This window comes from Zooshikella harenae, from assembly GCF_018837975.1.
Lineage (GTDB): Bacteria > Pseudomonadota > Gammaproteobacteria > Pseudomonadales > Zooshikellaceae > Zooshikella > Zooshikella harenae.
The window spans coordinates 12,367-32,424 of the sequence record NZ_JAGSOY010000017.1; the positions used below are offsets into that span (position 1 = coordinate 12,367).

General features: G+C 38.3%; 20 protein-coding genes. 19 read left to right on the forward strand and 1 reads right to left on the reverse strand.

What is annotated here, in order from left to right:
• Positions 1-43 precede the first annotated feature (43 nt).
• The 19 genes from yiaY (at position 44) to KCG35_RS09355 (ending at position 19,068) form a co-directional block, all read left to right on the forward strand.
• A complete protein-coding gene (gene yiaY / locus KCG35_RS09265; protein WP_215819414.1) occupies positions 44-1,195 on the forward strand; it encodes an L-threonine dehydrogenase in 1,152 nt (383 codons plus the stop codon).
• 867 nt (positions 1,196-2,062) lie between these two features.
• Positions 2,063-2,812: a beta-ketoacyl synthase chain length factor gene (locus tag KCG35_RS09270; protein WP_215819415.1), complete on the forward strand. Its 750-nt coding sequence runs from the start codon at positions 2,063-2,065 to the stop codon at positions 2,810-2,812.
• Positions 2,812-3,606, forward strand: coding sequence for a lysophospholipid acyltransferase family protein (locus KCG35_RS09275; protein ID WP_230409110.1), 795 nt, complete (start codon positions 2,812-2,814; stop codon positions 3,604-3,606). Before KCG35_RS09270 ends, KCG35_RS09275 begins: the two co-directional genes overlap by 1 nt.
• Positions 3,590-3,850, forward strand: a complete 261-nt coding sequence (locus tag KCG35_RS09280) for a phosphopantetheine-binding protein (RefSeq protein WP_215819417.1) — start codon at positions 3,590-3,592, stop codon at positions 3,848-3,850. The genes KCG35_RS09275 and KCG35_RS09280 overlap by 17 nt, the downstream gene beginning before the upstream one ends.
• 127 nt (positions 3,851-3,977) lie before the next feature.
• A complete protein-coding gene (locus tag KCG35_RS09285; RefSeq protein ID WP_215819418.1) occupies positions 3,978-4,229 on the forward strand; it encodes an acyl carrier protein in 252 nt (83 codons plus the stop codon).
• A gap of 94 nt (positions 4,230-4,323) precedes the next feature.
• Positions 4,324-4,896: a COG4648 family protein gene (locus KCG35_RS09290; RefSeq protein ID WP_215819419.1), complete on the forward strand. Its 573-nt coding sequence runs from the start codon at positions 4,324-4,326 to the stop codon at positions 4,894-4,896.
• Complete coding sequence (locus KCG35_RS09295; protein WP_215819420.1) at positions 4,893-6,287, forward strand: AMP-binding protein; 1,395 nt, start codon at positions 4,893-4,895, stop codon at positions 6,285-6,287. The genes KCG35_RS09290 and KCG35_RS09295 overlap by 4 nt, the downstream gene beginning before the upstream one ends.
• A 2-nt stretch (positions 6,288-6,289) precedes the next feature.
• Entirely contained in the window at positions 6,290-6,658 is a 369-nt protein-coding gene (locus tag KCG35_RS09300; protein WP_215819421.1) for an ApeI family dehydratase, read from the forward strand.
• On the forward strand, positions 6,621-8,426 hold the full coding sequence (locus KCG35_RS09305) for a glycosyltransferase family 2 protein (RefSeq protein WP_215819422.1): 1,806 nt from the start codon (positions 6,621-6,623) through the stop codon (positions 8,424-8,426). The genes KCG35_RS09300 and KCG35_RS09305 overlap by 38 nt, the downstream gene beginning before the upstream one ends.
• Before the next feature lie 10 nt (positions 8,427-8,436).
• Positions 8,437-9,978 (forward strand): HAL/PAL/TAL family ammonia-lyase, encoded by a 1,542-nt coding sequence (locus KCG35_RS09310; RefSeq protein WP_215819423.1) that lies wholly within the window; start codon positions 8,437-8,439, stop codon positions 9,976-9,978.
• A complete protein-coding gene (locus KCG35_RS09315; RefSeq protein ID WP_215819424.1) occupies positions 9,968-10,417 on the forward strand; it encodes an acyl-CoA thioesterase in 450 nt (149 codons plus the stop codon). The genes KCG35_RS09310 and KCG35_RS09315 overlap by 11 nt, the downstream gene beginning before the upstream one ends.
• Positions 10,404-11,012, forward strand: a complete 609-nt coding sequence (locus tag KCG35_RS09320; protein ID WP_215819425.1) for an outer membrane lipoprotein carrier protein LolA — start codon at positions 10,404-10,406, stop codon at positions 11,010-11,012. Before KCG35_RS09315 ends, KCG35_RS09320 begins: the two co-directional genes overlap by 14 nt.
• Positions 11,013-11,019: 7 nt before the next feature.
• Positions 11,020-13,452 carry an MMPL family transporter gene (locus KCG35_RS09325; protein WP_215819426.1) on the forward strand — a complete coding sequence of 811 codons (2,433 nt, stop codon included), beginning with the start codon at positions 11,020-11,022 and terminating at the stop codon, positions 13,450-13,452.
• On the forward strand, positions 13,449-14,699 hold the full coding sequence (locus tag KCG35_RS09330; RefSeq protein ID WP_215819427.1) for an NAD(P)/FAD-dependent oxidoreductase: 1,251 nt from the start codon (positions 13,449-13,451) through the stop codon (positions 14,697-14,699). Before KCG35_RS09325 ends, KCG35_RS09330 begins: the two co-directional genes overlap by 4 nt.
• 140 nt (positions 14,700-14,839) lie before the next feature.
• Positions 14,840-15,433, forward strand: a complete 594-nt coding sequence (locus KCG35_RS09335; protein ID WP_215819428.1) for a DUF3261 domain-containing protein — start codon at positions 14,840-14,842, stop codon at positions 15,431-15,433.
• Positions 15,430-16,620 carry a beta-ketoacyl-ACP synthase gene (locus KCG35_RS09340; RefSeq protein ID WP_215819429.1) on the forward strand — a complete coding sequence of 397 codons (1,191 nt, stop codon included), beginning with the start codon at positions 15,430-15,432 and terminating at the stop codon, positions 16,618-16,620. The genes KCG35_RS09335 and KCG35_RS09340 overlap by 4 nt, the downstream gene beginning before the upstream one ends.
• Positions 16,620-17,117, forward strand: a complete 498-nt coding sequence (locus KCG35_RS09345) for a hotdog family protein (protein WP_215819430.1) — start codon at positions 16,620-16,622, stop codon at positions 17,115-17,117. Before KCG35_RS09340 ends, KCG35_RS09345 begins: the two co-directional genes overlap by 1 nt.
• Positions 17,114-17,839, forward strand: a complete 726-nt coding sequence (fabG, locus tag KCG35_RS09350) for a 3-oxoacyl-ACP reductase FabG (RefSeq protein WP_215819431.1) — start codon at positions 17,114-17,116, stop codon at positions 17,837-17,839. Before KCG35_RS09345 ends, fabG begins: the two co-directional genes overlap by 4 nt.
• Positions 17,836-19,068, forward strand: coding sequence for a beta-ketoacyl-ACP synthase (locus tag KCG35_RS09355; RefSeq protein ID WP_215819432.1), 1,233 nt, complete (start codon positions 17,836-17,838; stop codon positions 19,066-19,068). Before fabG ends, KCG35_RS09355 begins: the two co-directional genes overlap by 4 nt.
• A gap of 96 nt (positions 19,069-19,164) precedes the next feature.
• Here KCG35_RS09355 and KCG35_RS09360 read toward each other — a convergent pair whose 3' ends face one another.
• Positions 19,165-19,500, reverse strand: a complete 336-nt coding sequence (locus tag KCG35_RS09360) for an HU family DNA-binding protein (protein WP_215819433.1) — start codon at positions 19,498-19,500, stop codon at positions 19,165-19,167.
• Positions 19,501-20,058 lie beyond the last annotated feature (558 nt).

Here is a 20,058-nt window from a genome sequence, read left to right on the forward strand (position 1 = left end):
ACATAAGTATTCTAAAACTATAGTTTAAGCAGAGAGGGTTATAATGGCAGCTTTTCAGTTTTATATGCCAACAGTCAATTACATGGGATTTGGCTGTTTGCAAGAAGCAGTAATGGATATTGCCAGTCGAAACTTCAAAAAAGCATTACTGGTTACAGATCAGGGGCTTTTAAAAGCAGGTCTTGTGGATAAAGTAACTGCATTGTTCTCACAGCATGGTTTGCAAACAGTTGTATATGATAAAACACGACCTAACCCAAACATTACTAATGTTAAAGAAGGGCTTCAGTTATTACAAGACAATCAATGTGACTTTGTAATCTCTCTGGGTGGTGGGTCACCGCATGATTGTGCCAAAGGTATTGCATTAGTTGCGACCAATGGTGGAGAGATTAAAGATTATGAAGGGGTAAATAAATCAGGTAAGCCACAACTTCCTCTTGTAGCTATCAATACAACGGCAGGCACTGCAAGTGAAATTACTCGGTTTAGTATTATTACTAATGAGCTCACTCATATTAAAATGGCCATTGTGGATAAACACACAACCCCAATCATTTCTGTCAATGATTCTGAACTGATGATGGGCATGCCAACAGCGCTGACAGCAGCCACAGGAATGGATGCATTAACCCATGCTGTTGAAGCTTATGTGTCTACTATCGCTACACCTATTACTGATGCGTGTGGACTTAAAGCCATTGAGTTAATTAGTCAACACTTACGCAATGCTGTTGCTGATGGCCAGAATAAAGATGCCAGAGAAGGTATGGCTTATGCGCAATTATTAGCTGGTATGGCATTTAATAATGCAAGCTTAGGCTATGTTCATGCAATGGCACACCAATTGGGTGGTTTTTATGATCTGCCACATGGTGTTTGTAATGCAGTTCTTTTGCCTCACGTCCAGGTTTATAATAGTCAAGTCTGTCCGGAGCGACTAAAAGATGTAGCGAAAGCTATGGGGTGTGATGTTCAAGGGCTTGAAGTCAATGAAGCTGCTGAGTGTGCGATAACAGCAATGAAGAAGCTAGCGAGTGATGTCAATATACCTGCAGGGTTAACGGTGTTGGGGGTAAAAGAGGAAGACTTACCAACGCTAGCTGATAATGCACTAAAAGATGCTTGTGGATTAACCAACCCAAAACAAGCAACTCATGAAGAGATTGTGGAAGTCTTTAAAGCTGCAATGTAGCTTGTCCTGTCTATATTAAGTAGTATGACTGGTCTTTTAGGATCAATTGTTTAAGAGACTCGTTAAGGTCAGTCCAGGTACTTATAATAGTTATTATAAGTGCTTGGAGTGATTGATAAATTTACTACCTTACCTGTTTGTAGTGAACTTTCTTCTCACCAATAGTTTTCTCTTCTCAAAGATAGATTAATCTATAAGGGTAGGTTTGTATAACGTATCTCATTAAGTATGAGAAAAGGGTTGCAATCCATATTGGGGTGACTATACAAAAATAAATTTGTAAGTGAGTGTATTTTTGTGAGGAGTTTAAGCCCAGTACTCAGAAAAAAATGAGACTATTACTTCCGTTTATGTTTGATTGTTTTGCCTAGGTAGCTAGCTCGGTGTGATTGTACAATGTTGTACAAGGGTATAATCCTATGTTGTAGATAATATTACAAGCTAAAAATACTTTGTCTTGAAAAGCTGCTAATTGGTCAATAATGCAGCAATTAGATCCCTTTGCAGCTTATTAACATTGGACATTGAGAGCAAAATCGTTTTTACTATGGCCCCTAAGGATAGGGAACATGGGAGGAATGAGTTTTAGTCGCTACATTCTAGTAGTTTCTGTCTTTTGTTCAACCTGCCTTGATAAGAACAAAGTGTGCACAGTATTGAGGTAATAATCGAGCAATAAAAAGAAAACATTCCCAACTGTATGAAAAATTGAATTAGTTAGCTTTTTTATTAGTTTAGTCCTTAGTGGAAAGATTTGTTGCGTCATGAAAGTGCTTATTTGCTTCCAAATAAAAATGATTTGCGAAAGGTATACAAAGACGTTTGAAATAAATCATGCTGGACATGTTTAGTCTTAGAAGTGGAAGGATGTTGTCAATTAGCTTTCGTGTAAATCATTGGTACGTGTGTGCGCCTGAAGTAGAAGTAGGTAGTCATGGGAATGGTTGGCAAGAAAATAAACAACCATTTAAAACATCTAATAAGCAACCTGATTATTCAATTATCCCTGCCGTATATAAACGCCGTTTAAGCTCTCTAGGAAAACTAGGGTTGTATGTGGCATTAAAATGTTTAGAAGATACTCCTTGTAAGTATATGCCCTGTGTATTTGGATCACGTCATGGTGATACTCAAAGAATGCTTCAAATGTTAAAGGATCTTAGGGGGCAAGAATATATTTCACCAATACACTTCAGTCATTCTGTTTATAACGGAACAGCGGGTATTTTATCCATCTTAACAAAAAATACTGCTGCCATTTCAGCAGTTTCCGCGGGACGTTCAACCTTAGCCGCTGGATTTTTAGAAGCGTGGTTGCAGTTAACATCACAGCCTGAAATAGATCATGTATTATTTGTTTATTATGATGAGCCGTTAACTGACATGTTAACGGGGTTTAACGATGAGAAGCCTTTTCATGGTGCATCTGCTTGGGTTTTGTCATTGCCTGAATATGGACAAGGTCAAGTTATTTCAATGAAAGGGGTTGTAGCAAATAACACATTAAAAGATGAGCTATCACAACCAGAAAAATTTTTGAATTTTTGGTTGACTCCAAAGCAAAAGGGTATTAGTCACACTGATGGTATGATGCATTGGGAGTGGGTTAAAGCGTGATGAGGAAGCTGTTTCGTCATTTGAACTACTACTGGCGGGTTGTAGCAACAGGCTTTGGGTTTGCATTGTTTGGGATTGGAGGGTTATTTATTGCGCTTGTCATATTCCCAGTAATTTTATTTAACGTAAAAAGTAAAGACCAGCGTAAGTGTAGAACTCAGAAGTTTATCTCTAAAAGCTTTCGTTTTTTTATTGGTATTTTACGTGGTTTGGGTGTGTTATCTATCACAACAATTAATATCGAAAATTTGAAAAGTGATAACGGTGTTATGGTTATTGCTAATCACCCTACATTATTAGATGTTGTATTGTTGATGTCCTATCTTCCTCGTGTTGATTGTGTAGTTAAAGAAGCATTATGGCATAACCCATTTTTAAAAAAAGTAGTACATTCAGCAGGTTATATAAGTAATTCGACACCAGAATCTTTAATGGACGATTGTGTTGATACGTTAAAAAAAGGGAATAATTTATTAATATTTCCCGAGGGAACACGTACTGAGCCAGGAAAGCCTGAAGTATTTCGTCGTGGAGCAGCAAATATCGCACTTAGAGCACAGGTTTCGATGAGATTAGTTTATATCAGTTGTCAGCCTAGCGCCTTAACCAAATCACATCGTTGGTATCAGATACCTGAGCGCAAAATGCACTTTACAATTAGGGTAGGAGATTGTCTGGCAACTAAACCTTATATAACGAAAAATGATGAGCTAAGTATTAGTGCTAGACGTTTAACACAGTATTTACAAAAATGTTATCGCCAAGGGGAAGTAATACATGAATCAGTTGCGTGAAGAGTTAAAGCAGCTAATTATTTCTACACTGGAATTAGAAGACATCACTTCGTCTGATATTAACAGTGATGATCCTTTATTTACCACAGGGCTAGGGCTTGATTCTATTGATGCGCTGGAATTGGGGTTGGCGTTGAAGAAAAAATACCAAATAAAGCTAGAAGCTAACAATGATAATAATAAAAAATTCTTCTATTCAGTAAATACTTTGGCTGAGTTTATTCAGTCCCAGCGTAGTGTTTAAAGTAGTGATCAGGCGTTAAGGTATGCAACAAAAGCACTTGGGTATGGATATAGCATTCATCATTTATCTATCTAGATCTAGTACGTTGATAAGTTAGCCGTTGCAAAGAGTAACAAGTAGGTTGTATATGGACACTAAACAAGCAATATTTGAGCATGTAAAAACCGTATTGGTCGACAAGTTTGAAGTTCCTGTAGATGATATCTCACTGGAAGCTACATTATATGAGGACCTTGACTTAGACAGTATTGATGCTGTTGATTTGATTATTACACTACAAGATTATACCAAGAAAAAGATACAACCTGAGTCATTCAAGCAAGTTAGAACCATTCAAAATTTGATTGATGCTATTCAGCAATTGTTAGTTGAGTCTTGAGAAGGTGCCTTGTCATTTTGTTGAAATACTAGCCGCTAAGCACTACACAACCATAGGCAACTAAATAAAGGTTACAAGTGTCATTAAGTGCATTATGAAAAAAAAACTGGGTTTGTTACTTGGCATAATTTTATTTATTTATCCTCTGTGGGTTTATTGGGGGATCAATCATCTTAACCCACGGTGGATAGCATTTATTTTATGTGTTTTTTTTATCGTTCGTCTTTTGTGTATTCGTAATATGCTCACTAAAGCTATGAAGACACAACTCTGGCTAGCTTCTGTGATAGGTATCGTTATTACTGGTAGCAGTGCACTTAGCGCAAATGAACAGTTACTTAGATTTTATCCTGTCATTGTCAGTGTTGGTTTTTTATGTTGGTTTACTTTTAGTTTATGGTTCCCTCCGACTGTAATTGAGGTTTTTGCTCGATTAAAGAAGCCTGATCTAAGTGAGTATGCCGTTCGTTATACAAGACTTGTTACGCTGTGGTGGTGTTTATTTTTTCTGATGAATGGAACTGTTGCTGCATGGAGTGCTGTTGAGGGTTCTTTGGCCTTTTGGACTATTTACAATGGTTCAGTGAGTTATGTCATTATGGGGCTTTGGTTTGCCATAGAGTGGTGTTTTCGTAAGTGTGTTATTGAACCAAGGGATAACCTATGAAGGTTGAATTGCCTAAGGATATAAATGAAGTTTTAACCAATATTTGTCAGCGGTCTGAGCCAGTCTTTGTCTCTCTATATGGTGAAGAAATTAGATGGCAGGCATTGTTGCATACCATCAATCACTTACAGCAAGAAATTTATCAATCATCAGCTCAACGTTATGCAATTTATTGTGAAGATATTGTTTTATTTACTGTAGCCTTATTAGCGGTTACGTTAGCGAAAAAAGAAGTTGTATTATTACCCAATGGACAGCCTGCCTTTTTGGCATCTATTGCTCATGAAATTGATGTACTTTTGACTGATAAAAGTAAAGTACCAAGTATAATTCCTATTAAAAAGATTCCATCAATAACACCTTATGCAACCCTCGATATTATTACACCTGTCACTGAAATAGTGACCCCGGAATATAGTACTTTGAAAGTCCACTTTTACACTTCGGGCAGTACGGGCCAGCCTAAGCAAATAACGAAGGACTGGGTAAATTTAATTGATGAAGTGAGCGCTTTACATCAGCGCTGGTTTAGGCAGATAAATGATGGATATTTTATAGGATCTGTATCATTTCAGCATATCTACGGGCTGCTTTTTCGTGTGCTTTGGCCACTGTTATGTGGTAGACCCATTATTCGCGAAACTGTCAATTACCCTGAAAATGTACTGGCCGCTGTAGAAAAATTTTCATCCTTGGTTTGGGTAAGTAGTCCTGCGTTGTTAAAGCGATTTGATTTGGACTGTTCTGGTTCAAAGTTACATGGGGTCAAAACAATATTTTCTTCTGGTGGGGTTTTGCCATTAGCATCCGCTCGACATATCCAGCAATGTTTTGGTTCTTTACCTGTGGAAATTTATGGGAGTACAGAAACTGGAGGAATAGCCTATCGCCAGCAAGTCTGTAAAGATACACCATGGCAAAGTTTCCCTACGGTAAACTGGCAAATGACTGAAGAAGGTAGACTAAGCATTAACTCTCTCTATATGAGTTATGAAGGTTGGTTTGATACAGATGATCAAATATACCCAGTTACAGAAAATACATTTCACTTACTGAGACGTATGGATCGTATTGTCAAAATTGAAGAAAAACGTGTTTCGTTAGTTGAAGTTGAAATATGTTTGGAAAAGCATTCCTTTATAGAGGATGTTGTTGTATTAGCAGTGGATGATCATCGTCAGTATTTAGTTAGTATCGTGGTACTGACGACTCTAGGGGAAGCCTTTTTAAAAGAACAAGGAAAATTCGCGTTAAATCAGGTGCTTAGGAAATACTTAGAAGGTTATTTTGAGGCTATTGTATTACCGAAGAAGTGGCAGTATGTAGGAGAGTTACCGGTTAACACAGAGGGTAAGTTAGTGCAGGCTGAACTTAAAAAATGGATACAATGAAAATGAGCGATCAGCCACTGTTACCAGACGTTATTGAGGTGGTCAGTAATCAGGATATTGATTTAATAAGTATTGATATTAAAATTAATATTAAGTCCGATAGCGTATATTTTATTGGGCATTTTCCTGATATGCCTATACTTCCAGGTGTTGTTCAAGTTCATTGGGTTATGTTATTTGCCCAAAAATACTTATTACGAACATTTAAAGTACATCGTATTGAAACCATTAAATTTCAACGAATTATAAAGCCAAACACTAAGTTAACGCTTAAATTAGTCGATAATAAGTGTGGAAAGCTTAGTTTTACTTATAGTGCAGGTGATGTAATTTATGGTAGCGGACGTATTATCTATGATGAGTCACTCTAGTGTGTTTCGTCCGTGTATTATAATACCGATATATAATCATGGTGAAACAATTAAACAAGTGATCGATGGTTTAACACCATTGAACTTGCGTGTTATTGTGGTTGATGATGGTAGTGATTTGTCAACTCAGAATGCTTTAAAAAAATTAGTCATTCAAAATGAATTCGTAAGTGTAATTCGGCTTGATGAAAATAAAGGAAAAGGCGCAGCTATCATTAGGGCAATATCACAGGCTTATATTGAAGGTTTTTCTCATGCCTTACAAATAGATGCAGATGGACAACACCATTTGCCTGATGCTGCCAAGCTGTTAAAGAAAGCAGCTGAATTTCCTGAAGCTTTGATTACTGGGATACCTATTTACGATAATAATGTGCCTAAGGTGCGTTTTTATGCGCGCTATCTTACCCATTTTTGGGTTTGGTTAGAAACACTATCTTTCGCGATTAAAGACTCTATGATTGGCTTTAGAGTTTATCCAGTAGATAGCACAATGAATGTCATAAATCAGTATCGACTACCCTATCGAATGGCGTTTGATACAGAAATTATGGTGCGACTTTTTTGGGAAGGTATTCCTGTATATTCAATTCCAACACCAATTACCTATCCTAAGCAAGGAAAATCCCATTTTAAAATGTTTTGGGATAATGCTGGCTTAACAATTATGCACACTCGTTTAGTGTGCGGTATGTTGCTTCGTTTACCTAAACGTATTTTGGGGAAGAATAAAAGCAAACAATCGACTCACTGGAGTTCATTTAAAGAGCAGGGTGGTTGGTTAGCATTAACACTTACTTTTTGGGTGTATCGATTTCTTGGTGAATGGGGATTACGCTGCTTACTGTATCCGGTTATTACTTATTATTATTTATTTTCTACGGATGCTAGAAAGGTCTCGTCAAACTTTTTAAAGCAGGCATTTGCTTATAAGCCAGCCAATGAATCTGCTTCGCTTGCATTTAATGGATTAAAAAAGAGTTTGCTTCACTTTATACGTTTCGGTGACCAGTTTATAGATAAAATTGCTATTTGGACAGGGAAAATAAGTAAAGATAATATTGCCATGCATAATGCAGAAAGTTTTATTCATGCACTTGATAATAATAAAGGATGTATCCTGATATCCAGTCATTATGGCAATAATGATATTTGTCGTGCAATTACGCAGGGGCGTTATGCACGTAAATTTAATGTTTTAGTGCACTCTGAGAATGCTGTTAAGTTTAATCGTTTTTTAGCGAAATTAAACCCTGATACCCAAATCAATCTGATTGAAGTAAATACGATTGATATGACAGTAGCTGTTAACTTGAAGGCAAAGGTTGATGCTGGGGAAGTTATTATTGTTGCAGGGGATAGGGTTCCGGTTACTGGCTCAGACAGAACGTTAATATGTGATTTTTTGGGTAAGCCTGCAGCTTTCCCACAAGGAGCATATTTACTTGGACTACTTTTAGAGTGTCCAATTTTTTTATTGTTTTGTGCTAAGGATTATAAACATAAAAAATACCATATGATATTTGATAAAATTTTTGATGGAGAAAAAGTTCCTAGGAAAGCACGAAAGGAAACAATTGATAAACTTTGTCAGCATTATGTAGTTAAACTTGAAAATCATGTATTACAAGATCCATTGCAGTGGTTTAACTTTTTTGATTTTTGGCAAACAAATATAAGTGAACATGAGTCATCCTCAAATAATTTATCTTCTGTAGTAAAAGTAAAATATGAGCAAGCAGTGAATAAAAGTGATAGTAAAGGATAATTGACTTGTTATGATAAAAAAAAGAATCACATTTGGAGATGCGCCTCTTGCTATTGAAGATATCACTTCATTAGCGCAAGGAGAAACTTTAGCTACGCTAAGTAAAACCGAAGAATTTAATCAAAAAATAAAGGCTGGCGTCGATTATTTACAAGCGTTACTAGCTAAAGAAGGTGAAATTTATGGAGTTACCACAGGTTATGGTGATTCATGCACAGTAGGTGTTCCACTTAATCGTGTTCATGAGTTACCTATTAACTTGATGCGATTTCACGGTTGTGGTTTAGGTGATATTTTTTCAGAAGAAGAAAGTGCAGCTATTTTAGCCGCTCGTTTAGCCTCATTAACGCAAGGTTACTCAGGTGTTACCCCTGAGTTATTAGCGTTATTAGTTACATTGCTCAATAAGCGAGTTTTACCCATTATTCCACAAGAAGGTTCTGTGGGTGCCAGTGGTGATTTGACGCCATTGTCTTATATTGCAGCTGTATTAATGGGAGAAAGAGAGGTCTGGTATCAAGGTCAACGGTTATCAACAGTCGATGTATTCAGACAACTTGATATTGAGAGTATTCGTTTACAGCCAAAGGAAGGACTAGCAATTATGAACGGTACGGCGGTAATGACTGCTTTAGCATGTCTTGCTTATAGCCGTGCCGCCTACCTGGCTAAACTGACGACACGTATTACTGCAATGATGTCCATTGCATTGAAAGGAAACCCTTACCATTTTGCTGAAGGTTTGTTTTCAGTAAAACCTCATCAGGGCCAAAATCAGATTGCGGCTTGGTTAAGAGCGGATCTTGATGTGGTTGATCAATATAATACAGAAAAAAGGTTGCAGGACCGTTATTCTTTGCGCTGTGCACCTCATGTTATTGGGGTTTTACAGGATGCCTTACCTTGGTTCAGACAATTTATTGAAACAGAATTAAATAGCGCAAATGATAATCCGATTATCGATGGTGTTAATCAAAAAATTTATCATGGTGGCCATTTTTATGGAGGACACATAGCCTTCGCTATGGATAGTATGAAGCAGGCTGTTGCGAATCTTGCGGATTTAGTGGATCGACAAATAGCACTGATAATGGACACTAAATTTAATCAAGGGCTTCCTGCTAACTTGTCTGCAGCGACATCATCTCATGCCATGATTAACCATGGTTTGAAAGCTGTGCAAATTGGAGCTTCTGCATGGACTGCTGAGGCCTTGAAATTAACAATGCCCGCAAGTGTTTTTTCCCGGTCAACAGAGTGTCACAACCAGGACAAAGTGAGTATGGGAACCATTGCAGCACGTGATTGTTTACGTGTATTGCAATTAACTGAACAAGTGGCCGCTGCTGGTTTATTAGCTGTTCGCCAGGCGATAGGTATTCGTCAGCATCAAAAGAGTGGGGACTGTACATTAACATCTCATGTGCAGGATATGTATGATCTGTTAGTTGAGGATATTGCCTTCATTGTTGAAGATCGTCCGCTAGAGTCAGATCTCAGATCACTAACAAAAGCTATTCAGCAACAAAAGTGGAGTTTATATGGTGCATGAGGGGTATACATCAACTCAATCAAAAAAGTTGTCTGTTGAGACCTACATTAATGTACCTTTTTTTGATGTTGACTCCATGGGGCTTACTTGGCATGGACATTATTTGAAGTACTTTGAATTAGGTCGTTGTGATTTATTGAAAAAAATTGATTACACCTATCAGCAAATGGAAGCTTCAAATTATATTTGGCCTATTGTTGATTTGCGAGTTAAGTATATTAAATCTGCGCGATTTGACCAGAGTTTGAAAGTGATCACTGAGCTTGTAGAGTATGAGCATCGCCTGAAGCTTGCATACAAAATAATAGGAGAGAATGGAGAGTCACTCACCAAAGCAACCACTATACAAATGGCTGTAAATATGACAACGGGTGAAACGCTTTTTTCATCTCCAGAGATTTTAATTGAGAAGATGAGGGCATACTATGCTACGCAGTAAACTTATCGCTTTTAGTTGCTTTTGCGCAATTGCTCTGTCTTTTATAGCTCAAGCAGATTCCACTGATGACGTATTTTGGCGTTATTGGCAGCAACAAATGTCTGCAAAAAAATTAACGGGTGACTTTTTACAAGAAAAACATATTTCAGTGTTAAGTAAACCGCTTATATCGAAGGGTTCATTTAAAGTCACTAATGATAAAATTGATTGGGTAATTACTGCCCCTGTTGCAAAACACTTCGTTTTTGACCAAAACGGCGTTATTGATCAGTCAAAATCAGTCAGTCAAACAGATGCAATGGGTAATAATCAGGCGTTAAAACAGTTTAGTGCGATATTCAGACCTTTATTTACTGGAAATAAAGAACAACTACAGCAATTTTTCTCTATTTCTGTCAAAAAGCTGAATGAGCATAAATGGGTGTTAGATTTACGTCCAAAAGATGCTTTATTGCGCAAAGGGTTAGACAATGTTGAACTGATTATTAATCAGTTAGTTGAGGTTATTCATGTTACCGAGACTAATGGTGATAAGACATTGATAAAATTACTTAATGTACAAACTCATACTTATCAAGATCGTAAGTCAGGTTAAATACTCTATGAGATTGCGATTTTGGGGTTGGTTATTCAGTTTATTTATTGTTTGTACTTTATTAGTTATAAAGTTACAGCAAGAAGGTGTTATTGAAACAAATATCATGGCACTGTTACCTGAAACTGAACAACAACCAGAGATTAATAACCTGGCTTCCGAATTTATAAGCAAAAATAATTCTAGAGCTGTTTTTTTGTTTGGTAATAAGGATAAAAAAATAGCTATTAAGGCAGCAGAAGAATTTACCCATAAACTTCGCCAAAGTAAGTTATGGAAAAATACTGTGTTACGCCATGATCGAGCACAGCAACAAGCTTTTTACCACTTTTATTATCCTTACCGTTATCAGCGGCTAACTGCCAGCCAGCAACAAGCACTCAAGTCGAGGACACTTGTTGACTGGGAGCAAGCTATTCAGCAGCAATTGCTTAACCCTACCCAAATGGTAAGCAGTCGTCTGTTACAAAGTGATCCTCTGTTATTGTTTAATAAGCAGCTTCAACATTTATCTCCTGCAACCAGTACTCAACTCTCTCTCGTCGATGATTTACTGATGGTTGAAGCGAAAGGTGTTTATTATGTTTTAATCAGTTCAGAGGTAACATTTGATGTATTTAATTTAAGATTACAACATCAAGCTGTTGTGAGCATTGAGCGTTGGGTTAAGCATCTGCAAGAGAAGTATGTTTCAACAGAAGCGATATACTCGGGTGTTTTATTTCATGCTGAAGCAGGGGCGAGAAATGCCCAGTCAGATATTAGCTTTATAAGTATAATTTCAATTATTGGTATTATTATCTTAACAAGAGTAATTTTCCGTTCTCTACAGCCTGTGGGTTTCTGTCTGCTTACTATTGGGGTAGGAGTATTGGTTGCGTTTACGCTGACCAGCTATCTGTTTGATAAAGTTCATTGGTTGACTCTCGTATTTGGTGCAAGCTTAATTGGAATTTCTGTTGATTATACCTTTCATTATTTCACAGCACGTCAGGCAGAAGCTGTAAACTTTTCGTCTAAACGTGTTATTCAACAAATTACGCCAGCAATTGGTTTGGGTATGTTATCGAGTATAATAGGTTATATTCCTATGATGGCAGCCCCTTTTCCTGGCATAGTACAAATTGGTTTTTTTTCGGCAAGTGGGCTACTTGCAGCTTTTTTAACGGTAATATTATTTTTACCTTATTTATGTGAACAACCCAGTAGCAATACAGGATTTTTAAATCAGCAGTTTTTACTTAGTCTCCATCAGTATCACTTACACTGTGCTTCAAAAAAATCGTTATGGGGAATTCTGATACTGTGCTTAATGGGAGCACTGGCCTTATTTATTAATTTGCCTGTTAACGATGATATACGCTTGTTACAGCAGCTATCTCCTGAGCGTCAATGGCATGATCAACAGTTAAAGGCTTTGACAGGTCAAAATGCAATCAGTCAGTTTTATATAGTAACCGCTGAGACAGAAGAAGCGTTATTGGAGAAACAGGAAAAGCTGTTAATAGAGCTGGCACCTCTCATTAAAAAGGGAGCATTAGCTCATGCTCGTAGTGTTGTTCAATGGGTACCATCAAAGCGCCAGCAAATGAGTAATTTAAAACTATTAAACTTGAAAATGCCCACTGAGCAATTAAGATTGCTTTTAGATAAGTTAGGGTTTACGGCTGATGCGAAGCAAAAAGCATTAGCGGCTTATCAGTCTCAACTTAAAATAAGTTCCCCCGAAAAAGGCACTGAAGTTTCATCCTTACTTACAATACATCACTGGTTTTCAAGTTCTGTTAGTCAGTATATGAGCAATTTATGGCTTGGTAAATATACGCAAGGATATGCAGCTGTTGTTCAACTAACGGATGTTAATGATCTAGCAGCATTACGTCACTTAACTGATAAAGACTCAGATATATTCTTTATTAGTAAAGCAGATGATATTACAACTGTGTTGTCTCGTTACCGTCAGCTGATAGTAAAGTTAGCATTCATGGCATACTTATTTATTTATATATTTTTGGGATGGCGTTATGGATGGTTTAAAGCATTATTTATCATGTTGCCACCTTTGACTGCTGCATTAACGGCCATTGCTTTGGTGGGAACCTTGGTTCAGCCCATTAACTTATTTAATATTTTGGCATTTATCCTTATTATGGGGATTGGAATTGACTATACGCTATTTTTGCAAGAAGACAAAAAACGTCGGTTAAGTACTTATATTGCAATTTTATTATCAGCGGGAACAACCGTTTTAGCATTTGGTTTACTATCGTTAAGTTCTACTAACGCTGTTCAAACGTTTGGATTTACTGTACTGATAGGTATTTTATTAGCATTTTTATGGGCTCCATGCAGTTTGAGAAAAAATACAAGAAGTTGCTTAAACGATAGTGATGTTAAACAGAATGATATGAAACAACAGACAAAGAGGTTCTCGGTATGAAGAATATTCTTTTGCAACCAGGTAAGCAGTCTGTTGATGTAATAATTATTGGTGCTGGTCCTGCTGGCAGCGTTGCTGCAGCGTATTTATTAGAACAAGGGTTAAGGGTTAAAATATTCGAAAAAAGCCAATTCCCACGTTTTTCTATTGGTGAAAGTTTATTGCCACAAACGATGGAAATTTTGGAGCAGGTTAATTTATTACAACCTATTGTTGAAGCTGGGTTTCAACATAAAAATGGAGCAATATTTCGTTGGCAGGAAGAGCACGTTGAATTTGATTTTAGAAATAAATTTTCACCAGGATGGGGAGTAACATACCAAGTTCAACGTGATAAATTCGATTCAATACTAGCCAATCAAGTTGAAAAGAAAGGTGCAGAAGTTACTTATCAGGCGACTGTAAAATACGTTGAATATATTGATGATGGTATTCGTTTGGAATGGCATGATAATGATGGCAATGTTCACACTGAAACAGCTCAGTTTATTTTAGATGCAAGTGGATTCGGTCGCGTATTGCCCAAATTGTTAGATCTTGAAATACCCTCAAGCTTGCCATTTCGTCAGTCACTTTTTACCCATGTTATTGATCAAATACCTTTAGCAACATTTGACCGAAATAAAATTATTATTACGGTTCATCCACATGATTGCCAAACGTGGATGTGGTTAATTCCATTTTCTGATGGCTCCCTATCATTAGGGGCTGTTGCTACACCAACATTTTACCAACAGTTTGACGGTTTAAGTTTAGATCAGACACTTGAGCGTATTTTCCATGCTGATACACATTTAGCAAATTTATTAAAAGGGGCGCGTTACAAATATCCGGTAAAACAAATTGCTGGTTACTCTTCCAGCGTTAACTCTTATTATGGCGATCGGTATGCATTGTTGGGCAATGCTGGTGAGTTTTTAGATCCTGTGTTTTCCTCTGGAGTCACTATTGCCTTTAAATCGGCACAACTTGCTTGTGATGTTTTAAAACGACAATTTGCCGGTGAGACTGTATGTTGGCAACAACAATTCGTAGAGCCTCTATTAGGGGGGATAAATACCTTTCGAGCATTCGTGGATGCTTGGTATGAAGGAACATTATTACCCATATTATGCTACCCCAATAAAGACCCTGAAGTAACAGCAATGATTTGTTCTGTTTTAGCGGGTTATGCTTGGGATAAGCGTAATCCTGTAGTACAGGATTCGCAAAAATTTATAAGACTGATATCAGAGTTGTGTCAGTGATGTTGATATATAGATTGGATAAGTTAATGGCACAACTAAAAACAAATTTTTCTATACTAAAAAATGCTTCAAAGAATAATCAGTTTAATTATAAGCTGCTAGCTGTAATCGTATGCTGTTATATATTAAGTGGTTGCAGTATGTGGTTTACAAAAAATCAGTCAAATACGTTGAGTAGTAACGGTGATGGTGCAGAGACATTTAGGCCAGCACTCTTACCCGAATTAAATTGGATTAAAAAGCCTTTTGTGTTAACCCAAAATGTGTCAATTCATTTTAAAGATCAGTCACTTTCATTGTTAACACAAGCAGAATTAACTCCTCAGCGGATTACACTTGTTGGTTTAAGTCATTTAGGCCAACGCTTGTTTACCATTTCTTATGATGGACACAACATTGAGCAAAAACATCATTTACCAGAAATACCTGTAGATTTAAATTATATTATGCGAGATTTTTTATGGGTATATACCCCTCTTGCAGTTTTACAGAAGAATGTAGAGGCAAAAGGTTTTGTCATTCGTGAAGAGCAAACAGCACCTCAACAGGTTGATAAATCCAGTGAGCTGAGTAAGCAAGTTGTGTTAAGAAAACGTTTGATTGATTTTCAGCATCAGCAACAAATCGTTATCAGCTATCGGCAACGTCGGCCAAGTCAGTGGGATATTCAGTTAAACAACCCACTACGGCACTATAACATACAGATTACAACAGTGGAGCGACAACAACTATGAGTTCATCTCAGTTTGGGTTAACTGCTGTAGGTATGATTTGTAGCCTGGGTTCTGATTTAACACAAATTACTACCCGTTTGTTCAATGGCTGGCAACAGGGTATTCAACTATCTCGTGAGTTTACGACAGATAAAGACGTTGCGTTGGCTGCCGTTCGTGAGTCATTACCGCCAATTAAGCTTACAGATAAAAGCTATCATTGTAGAAACAGTCAGCTTTTACAGGCGGCTATTTTACAGATAGCAGATCATGTGTCTGAACTGAGCCAGCGATATGGTGCTCATCGAATTGGTGTTATTATTGGCTCAAGTACAGCAGGTGTTTGGGAAGTTGAAAAAGCTGTTGCTTGCTATCAACAGACGAATTCATTACCTGATGCTTTCCACTATACACAACAGGAGATGGGAAGTGTTGCGGCATTTGTAGCACGAAGCTTATCATTATCAGGTATCGTTTATACGGTTTCCACAGCTTGTTCTTCCAGTGCAAATGTATTTGCCAGCGCTCAACAGCTTATTAAAAGTAACTTATGTGATGCTGTGATTGTTGGTGGAGCTGACAGTTTATGCCAGTTAACGGTTAATGGTTTTATGAGCTTGGAGTCTGTTGCTGAAGATGTTTGTAATCCATTCAGTCAGAATCGTTCTGGCATTACGCTTGGTGAAGGAGCTGCTTTGATGGTGATGGAGCGAGAGCCTGCTGAGATTAATTTTTTAGGTGCAGGAGCTGCATCTGATGCCCATCATATTTCTGCCCCTCATCCCGAAGGTGATGGCGCAAAACAGGCAATGAGACGAGCATTGCAAAATGCAGAGATTGAGGCGGCGGATGTTGATTATGTTAACTTACATGGTACAGCTACCCAGCAAAATGATGCGATGGAAAGTTTAGCCATGCAGGCTATTTTTGCTCAGGGTGTAGCTGCAAGCTCAACAAAAGGAATGACAGGACATACTTTAGGAGCCGCTGGCGCGATTGAAGCTGCTATTTGTTGGTTGACGCTCTCAAAAACATACAACCCAGAACGTTTGCTGCCTCCTCACCTTTGGGATCACTGTCCTGATACGAAACTACCTTCATTAGCGTTGGTAAAAGCTAATACTTCGCTTGATTCGTTAAACGTTGCCATGAGCAATTCGTTTGCCTTTGGTGGTAATAATGTCAGCCTGTTATTTGGAGTTAGCTAATGGATGTGTCAGCTATTCCTATTACTCAACTTATTCCTCATCGTCAGTCAATGTGCTTAGTTGATAGAGTGCTTGCATTTGCTGATAAAACGATAGTGGCAGAATTTACTGTGGATGCCAGTAATATCTTTGTAGTTGATGAAGGTTATGTGCCAGTATGGGTTGGATTGGAGTATATGGCACAAACCATAGCTGCTTACACAGGGCTAAATCATTACCTCAATCATGAGCCAATTAAGCTTGGTTTTTTATTGGGCACTCGCCGTCTTGAAACGCAGGTAGAAGGTTTTTTTCCACAGAGCACTTACTGGGTTAGCGCGACAGAAATTTATGAAGACAATGGCTTAAGTGTTTTTGAGTCCATACTGTATCAAGCTCAAGATGGCGTTAATCCTTGTACAGAAAAATTGAAAGATAATGAGTGGCTGGTTCGAGCCTCCGTTAATGCTTTTCAACCCGATGATCCCTCTCAGATGCTACAGCAGTCAGTGTTATGAAAAAACGAGTTTTAATTACTGGTGCCAGTCGAGGTATTGGTAAAGCAACAGCAATTATGCTTGCGCAGCAAGGGTATGACGTTGTTATAAATTATCGCAGTGGACAACAGGCAGCAGAAGAAGTATTAGCGGAAATTCTTGCTCAGGGTGGGAGTGGGCAACTGTTACCGTTTGATATTAGTGATCGAGCTCAAGTGCAACAAGCCATAGAGAGCGATATGACTGAACATGGCGTTTATTATGCTGTTGTTTGTAATGCTGGGGTTCATAGTGATAATGCTTTTCCTGCGATGGAGCCTGAGCAGTGGGACAGTGTTTTAAGCACTAACCTTGATGGTTTTTATAATGTGTTACACCCAGTGGTCATGCCAATGGTTAGGCAACGCCAGCCTGGTCGAATAGTCACGTTATCTTCAGTTTCTGGAGTACGAGGCAATCGGGGGCAGGTGAATTATAGTGCAGCTAAAGCAGGCATTATTGGTGCTACAAAAGCACTTGCTTTAGAGCTTGCAAAGCGCAAAATCACGGTTAACTGTGTTGCGCCAGGTTTAATTGATACGGATATGACTGAGGCGGTGAGTGAACAACTGTTGACAGAAATACCTGCTAAACGAGCAGGTTTAGCTGATGAAGTCGCTGCAACAATTGCATTTTTACTGTCACCTTCAGCAGCTTATATAACCCGGCAAGTAATTTGTGTTGATGGAGGATTAAGCGGATGAAACGAGTTGTCGTCACAGGTATGTCTGCCATAACCTCGCTGGGTGATAGCTGGGAAAGTGTGCTATCTGCTTTACAAGCTAAACGCACAGGTATTTGTCAAATGCCTGACTGGGAGAAGTATGAGGGGTTGTTGACTAATCTGGCTGCTCCTGTCGTAGATTTTACCTTGCCAAAACACTACACACGAAAAAAAACACGTAGTATGGGGCGGGTCTCGCAAATGGCAACACTAACTGCTGAGCGAGCATTAATGGAAGCTGACTTGCTGGAGTCTGAGGAAATTAGTTCTGGGGCAATGGGTATTGCATATGGTTCGTCAGTAGGCAGTACGACACCCATGGTTGGTTTTGGTCGTATGCTGAGTGATCATACGACACAAGGGATTACAGGTACGAGCTATATACAGATGATGACGCATACAGCTGCGGTTAATATGGGGTTATTTTTTGGCATTAAAGGTCGATTAATTCCCACCAGCAGTGCCTGTACATCCGGTAGCCAGGGGTTAGGTTTTGCTTATGAAACCATTAAATATGGATTACAACCATTGATGCTTGCAGGTGGGGCAGAAGAGTTATGCCCAACAGAAGCTGCAATATTTGATACCTTGTATGCAACAAGTACACAGAATAGTACACCTCACTTATCGCCAAGGCCATTTGATAAAGATAGAGATGGCTTAGTGATTGGTGAAGGTGCCTGTACTTTTGTTTTGGAGGAGTTAGAGCATGCACAGCGTCGAGGAGCAAACATTATTGCTGAAGTAATTGGTTTTGCGACCAATACTGACGGAGCTCATGTAACCCAACCTCATGCAGCGCAAATGGCAGAAGCAATGCGTATTGCTCTTAAGGATGCAGGGCTAAATCCATCAGATATTGACTATCTCTGTGCTCATGGAACAGCAACAACACGAGGTGATATTGCAGAAAGCCAAGCAACGTATGATGTTTTTGGTGATGATATACCTATTAGCTCATTAAAAAGCTATTTTGGTCATACTTTGGGGGCATGTGGGGCAATAGAAGCATGGTTGTCCATTAACATGATGCAAGAGGCATGGTTTGCACCAACAGTAAATCTGGTTAATCCTGACCCGGAATGTGCACCGCTAAACTACATTATGAATGACGGCATTGTACGACACTGTCAGTATGTAATGAGCAATAACTTTGCATTTGGTGGGATTAATACATCGTTGATTTTCAAGCGCTGGCTTGGTGAGTAGTTAAAATATTACTTACATCCAGTTTTTCATTTTAGTTAAGAAGGATTCTTCTCCATCAGGGGGTGATGGAGAAGAAAATAGTTAAAGGTCGAAGCACTAAAGTGCGAAGTCTTTAAGCTTTTTCAGAGGCCTTACTTTGACTTGCATAGAAGCTGGTTTGGCCTTAAACATCATTTCTTCACCTGTGAATGGATTGACTCCCTTACGGGCTTTAACAGCTGGTTTTTTCTTCGTGGTGATTTTGAGAAGTCCTGGAAGGGTGAATTCACCACAACTACGTTTTTTGATATGACGTTCAATTACTTCAGTTAGCCCATCAAGTACATTTGAAACATCCTTTTTAGTAAGGCCTGTGTTTTCAGCAATTTCGTTAAGAATTTGCGTTTTAGTGTAGCGTTCGGTGATAGCTGTTGCTTTCTTGGCTGCGGCCATGACATTACCCCTTCATAAGAGTTACAAGGAAAAAATAATACAACTATTGGATTATGACAATTAGAAAAACTATTCTTTGAGTTAAATTTTGTTTTCTTAGCTGTTTTGTGAAAGCCGTAATAGTATTAGCATAGCTCAGTAGGCGTATATCTTACTAGAAAAAGACATAACCTTTAGTCTTTTCGTCTAACTAAAATAGGGTTATCAAGGCTGTAGAGTATATACAGAAGGTGACACTTAATGTACAGAGTGTTGAGTTTCAAGGTTAAAAGCACTAAGTTGGCCGCGGTATGAGTTCAATTTTTCCTTCTTCAAACATCATATATAGCTTTTTCCCTCGATAGACTAGCCTAGTGAGTTTTCCTGTGGATGGGAAAATGATCGAATCTTTCTACGTTAGCTGGCTCTATCTAGCTTGCAGAGAATGGGGGGTGAAATGCTAAAGAAGCTATGTGTAGTGATAGAACTGTATGTTTTCTACAGTATAGTGAGAAGTAACGTTGCTGTATCTAGTAGGAGATGAAGCTCTGCTTAAAGGGGATTTCTAGACTAGTTTGT

Excerpts from the sequence above, each read along its gene's own strand:
- KCG35_RS09295 (WP_215819420.1), top strand. The coding sequence starts at position 4,893 with ATGAAGGTTGAATTGCCTAAGGATATAAATGAAGTTTTAACCAATATT.
- KCG35_RS09290 (WP_215819419.1), top strand. The coding sequence starts at position 4,324 with ATGAAAAAAAAACTGGGTTTGTTACTTGGCATAATTTTATTTATTTAT.
- KCG35_RS09345 (WP_215819430.1), top strand. The coding sequence starts at position 16,620 with ATGGATGTGTCAGCTATTCCTATTACTCAACTTATTCCTCATCGTCAG.
- KCG35_RS09270 (WP_215819415.1), top strand. The coding sequence starts at position 2,063 with ATGTTGTCAATTAGCTTTCGTGTAAATCATTGGTACGTGTGTGCGCCT.
- KCG35_RS09360 (WP_215819433.1), bottom strand. The coding sequence starts at position 19,500 with ATGGCCGCAGCCAAGAAAGCAACAGCTATCACCGAACGCTACACTAAA.
- KCG35_RS09330 (WP_215819427.1), top strand. The coding sequence starts at position 13,449 with ATGAAGAATATTCTTTTGCAACCAGGTAAGCAGTCTGTTGATGTAATA.
- KCG35_RS09340 (WP_215819429.1), top strand. The coding sequence starts at position 15,430 with ATGAGTTCATCTCAGTTTGGGTTAACTGCTGTAGGTATGATTTGTAGC.
- KCG35_RS09275 (WP_230409110.1), top strand. The coding sequence starts at position 2,812 with ATGAGGAAGCTGTTTCGTCATTTGAACTACTACTGGCGGGTTGTAGCA.
- KCG35_RS09355 (WP_215819432.1), top strand. The coding sequence starts at position 17,836 with ATGAAACGAGTTGTCGTCACAGGTATGTCTGCCATAACCTCGCTGGGT.
- fabG (WP_215819431.1), top strand. The coding sequence starts at position 17,114 with ATGAAAAAACGAGTTTTAATTACTGGTGCCAGTCGAGGTATTGGTAAA.
- KCG35_RS09300 (WP_215819421.1), top strand. The coding sequence starts at position 6,290 with ATGAGCGATCAGCCACTGTTACCAGACGTTATTGAGGTGGTCAGTAAT.
- KCG35_RS09310 (WP_215819423.1), top strand. The coding sequence starts at position 8,437 with ATGATAAAAAAAAGAATCACATTTGGAGATGCGCCTCTTGCTATTGAA.
- KCG35_RS09285 (WP_215819418.1), top strand. The coding sequence starts at position 3,978 with ATGGACACTAAACAAGCAATATTTGAGCATGTAAAAACCGTATTGGTC.
- KCG35_RS09280 (WP_215819417.1), top strand. The coding sequence starts at position 3,590 with ATGAATCAGTTGCGTGAAGAGTTAAAGCAGCTAATTATTTCTACACTG.
- KCG35_RS09325 (WP_215819426.1), top strand. The coding sequence starts at position 11,020 with ATGAGATTGCGATTTTGGGGTTGGTTATTCAGTTTATTTATTGTTTGT.
- KCG35_RS09320 (WP_215819425.1), top strand. The coding sequence starts at position 10,404 with ATGCTACGCAGTAAACTTATCGCTTTTAGTTGCTTTTGCGCAATTGCT.
- KCG35_RS09315 (WP_215819424.1), top strand. The coding sequence starts at position 9,968 with ATGGTGCATGAGGGGTATACATCAACTCAATCAAAAAAGTTGTCTGTT.
- KCG35_RS09335 (WP_215819428.1), top strand. The coding sequence starts at position 14,840 with ATGTGGTTTACAAAAAATCAGTCAAATACGTTGAGTAGTAACGGTGAT.
- yiaY (WP_215819414.1), top strand. The coding sequence starts at position 44 with ATGGCAGCTTTTCAGTTTTATATGCCAACAGTCAATTACATGGGATTT.
- KCG35_RS09305 (WP_215819422.1), top strand. The coding sequence starts at position 6,621 with ATGGTAGCGGACGTATTATCTATGATGAGTCACTCTAGTGTGTTTCGT.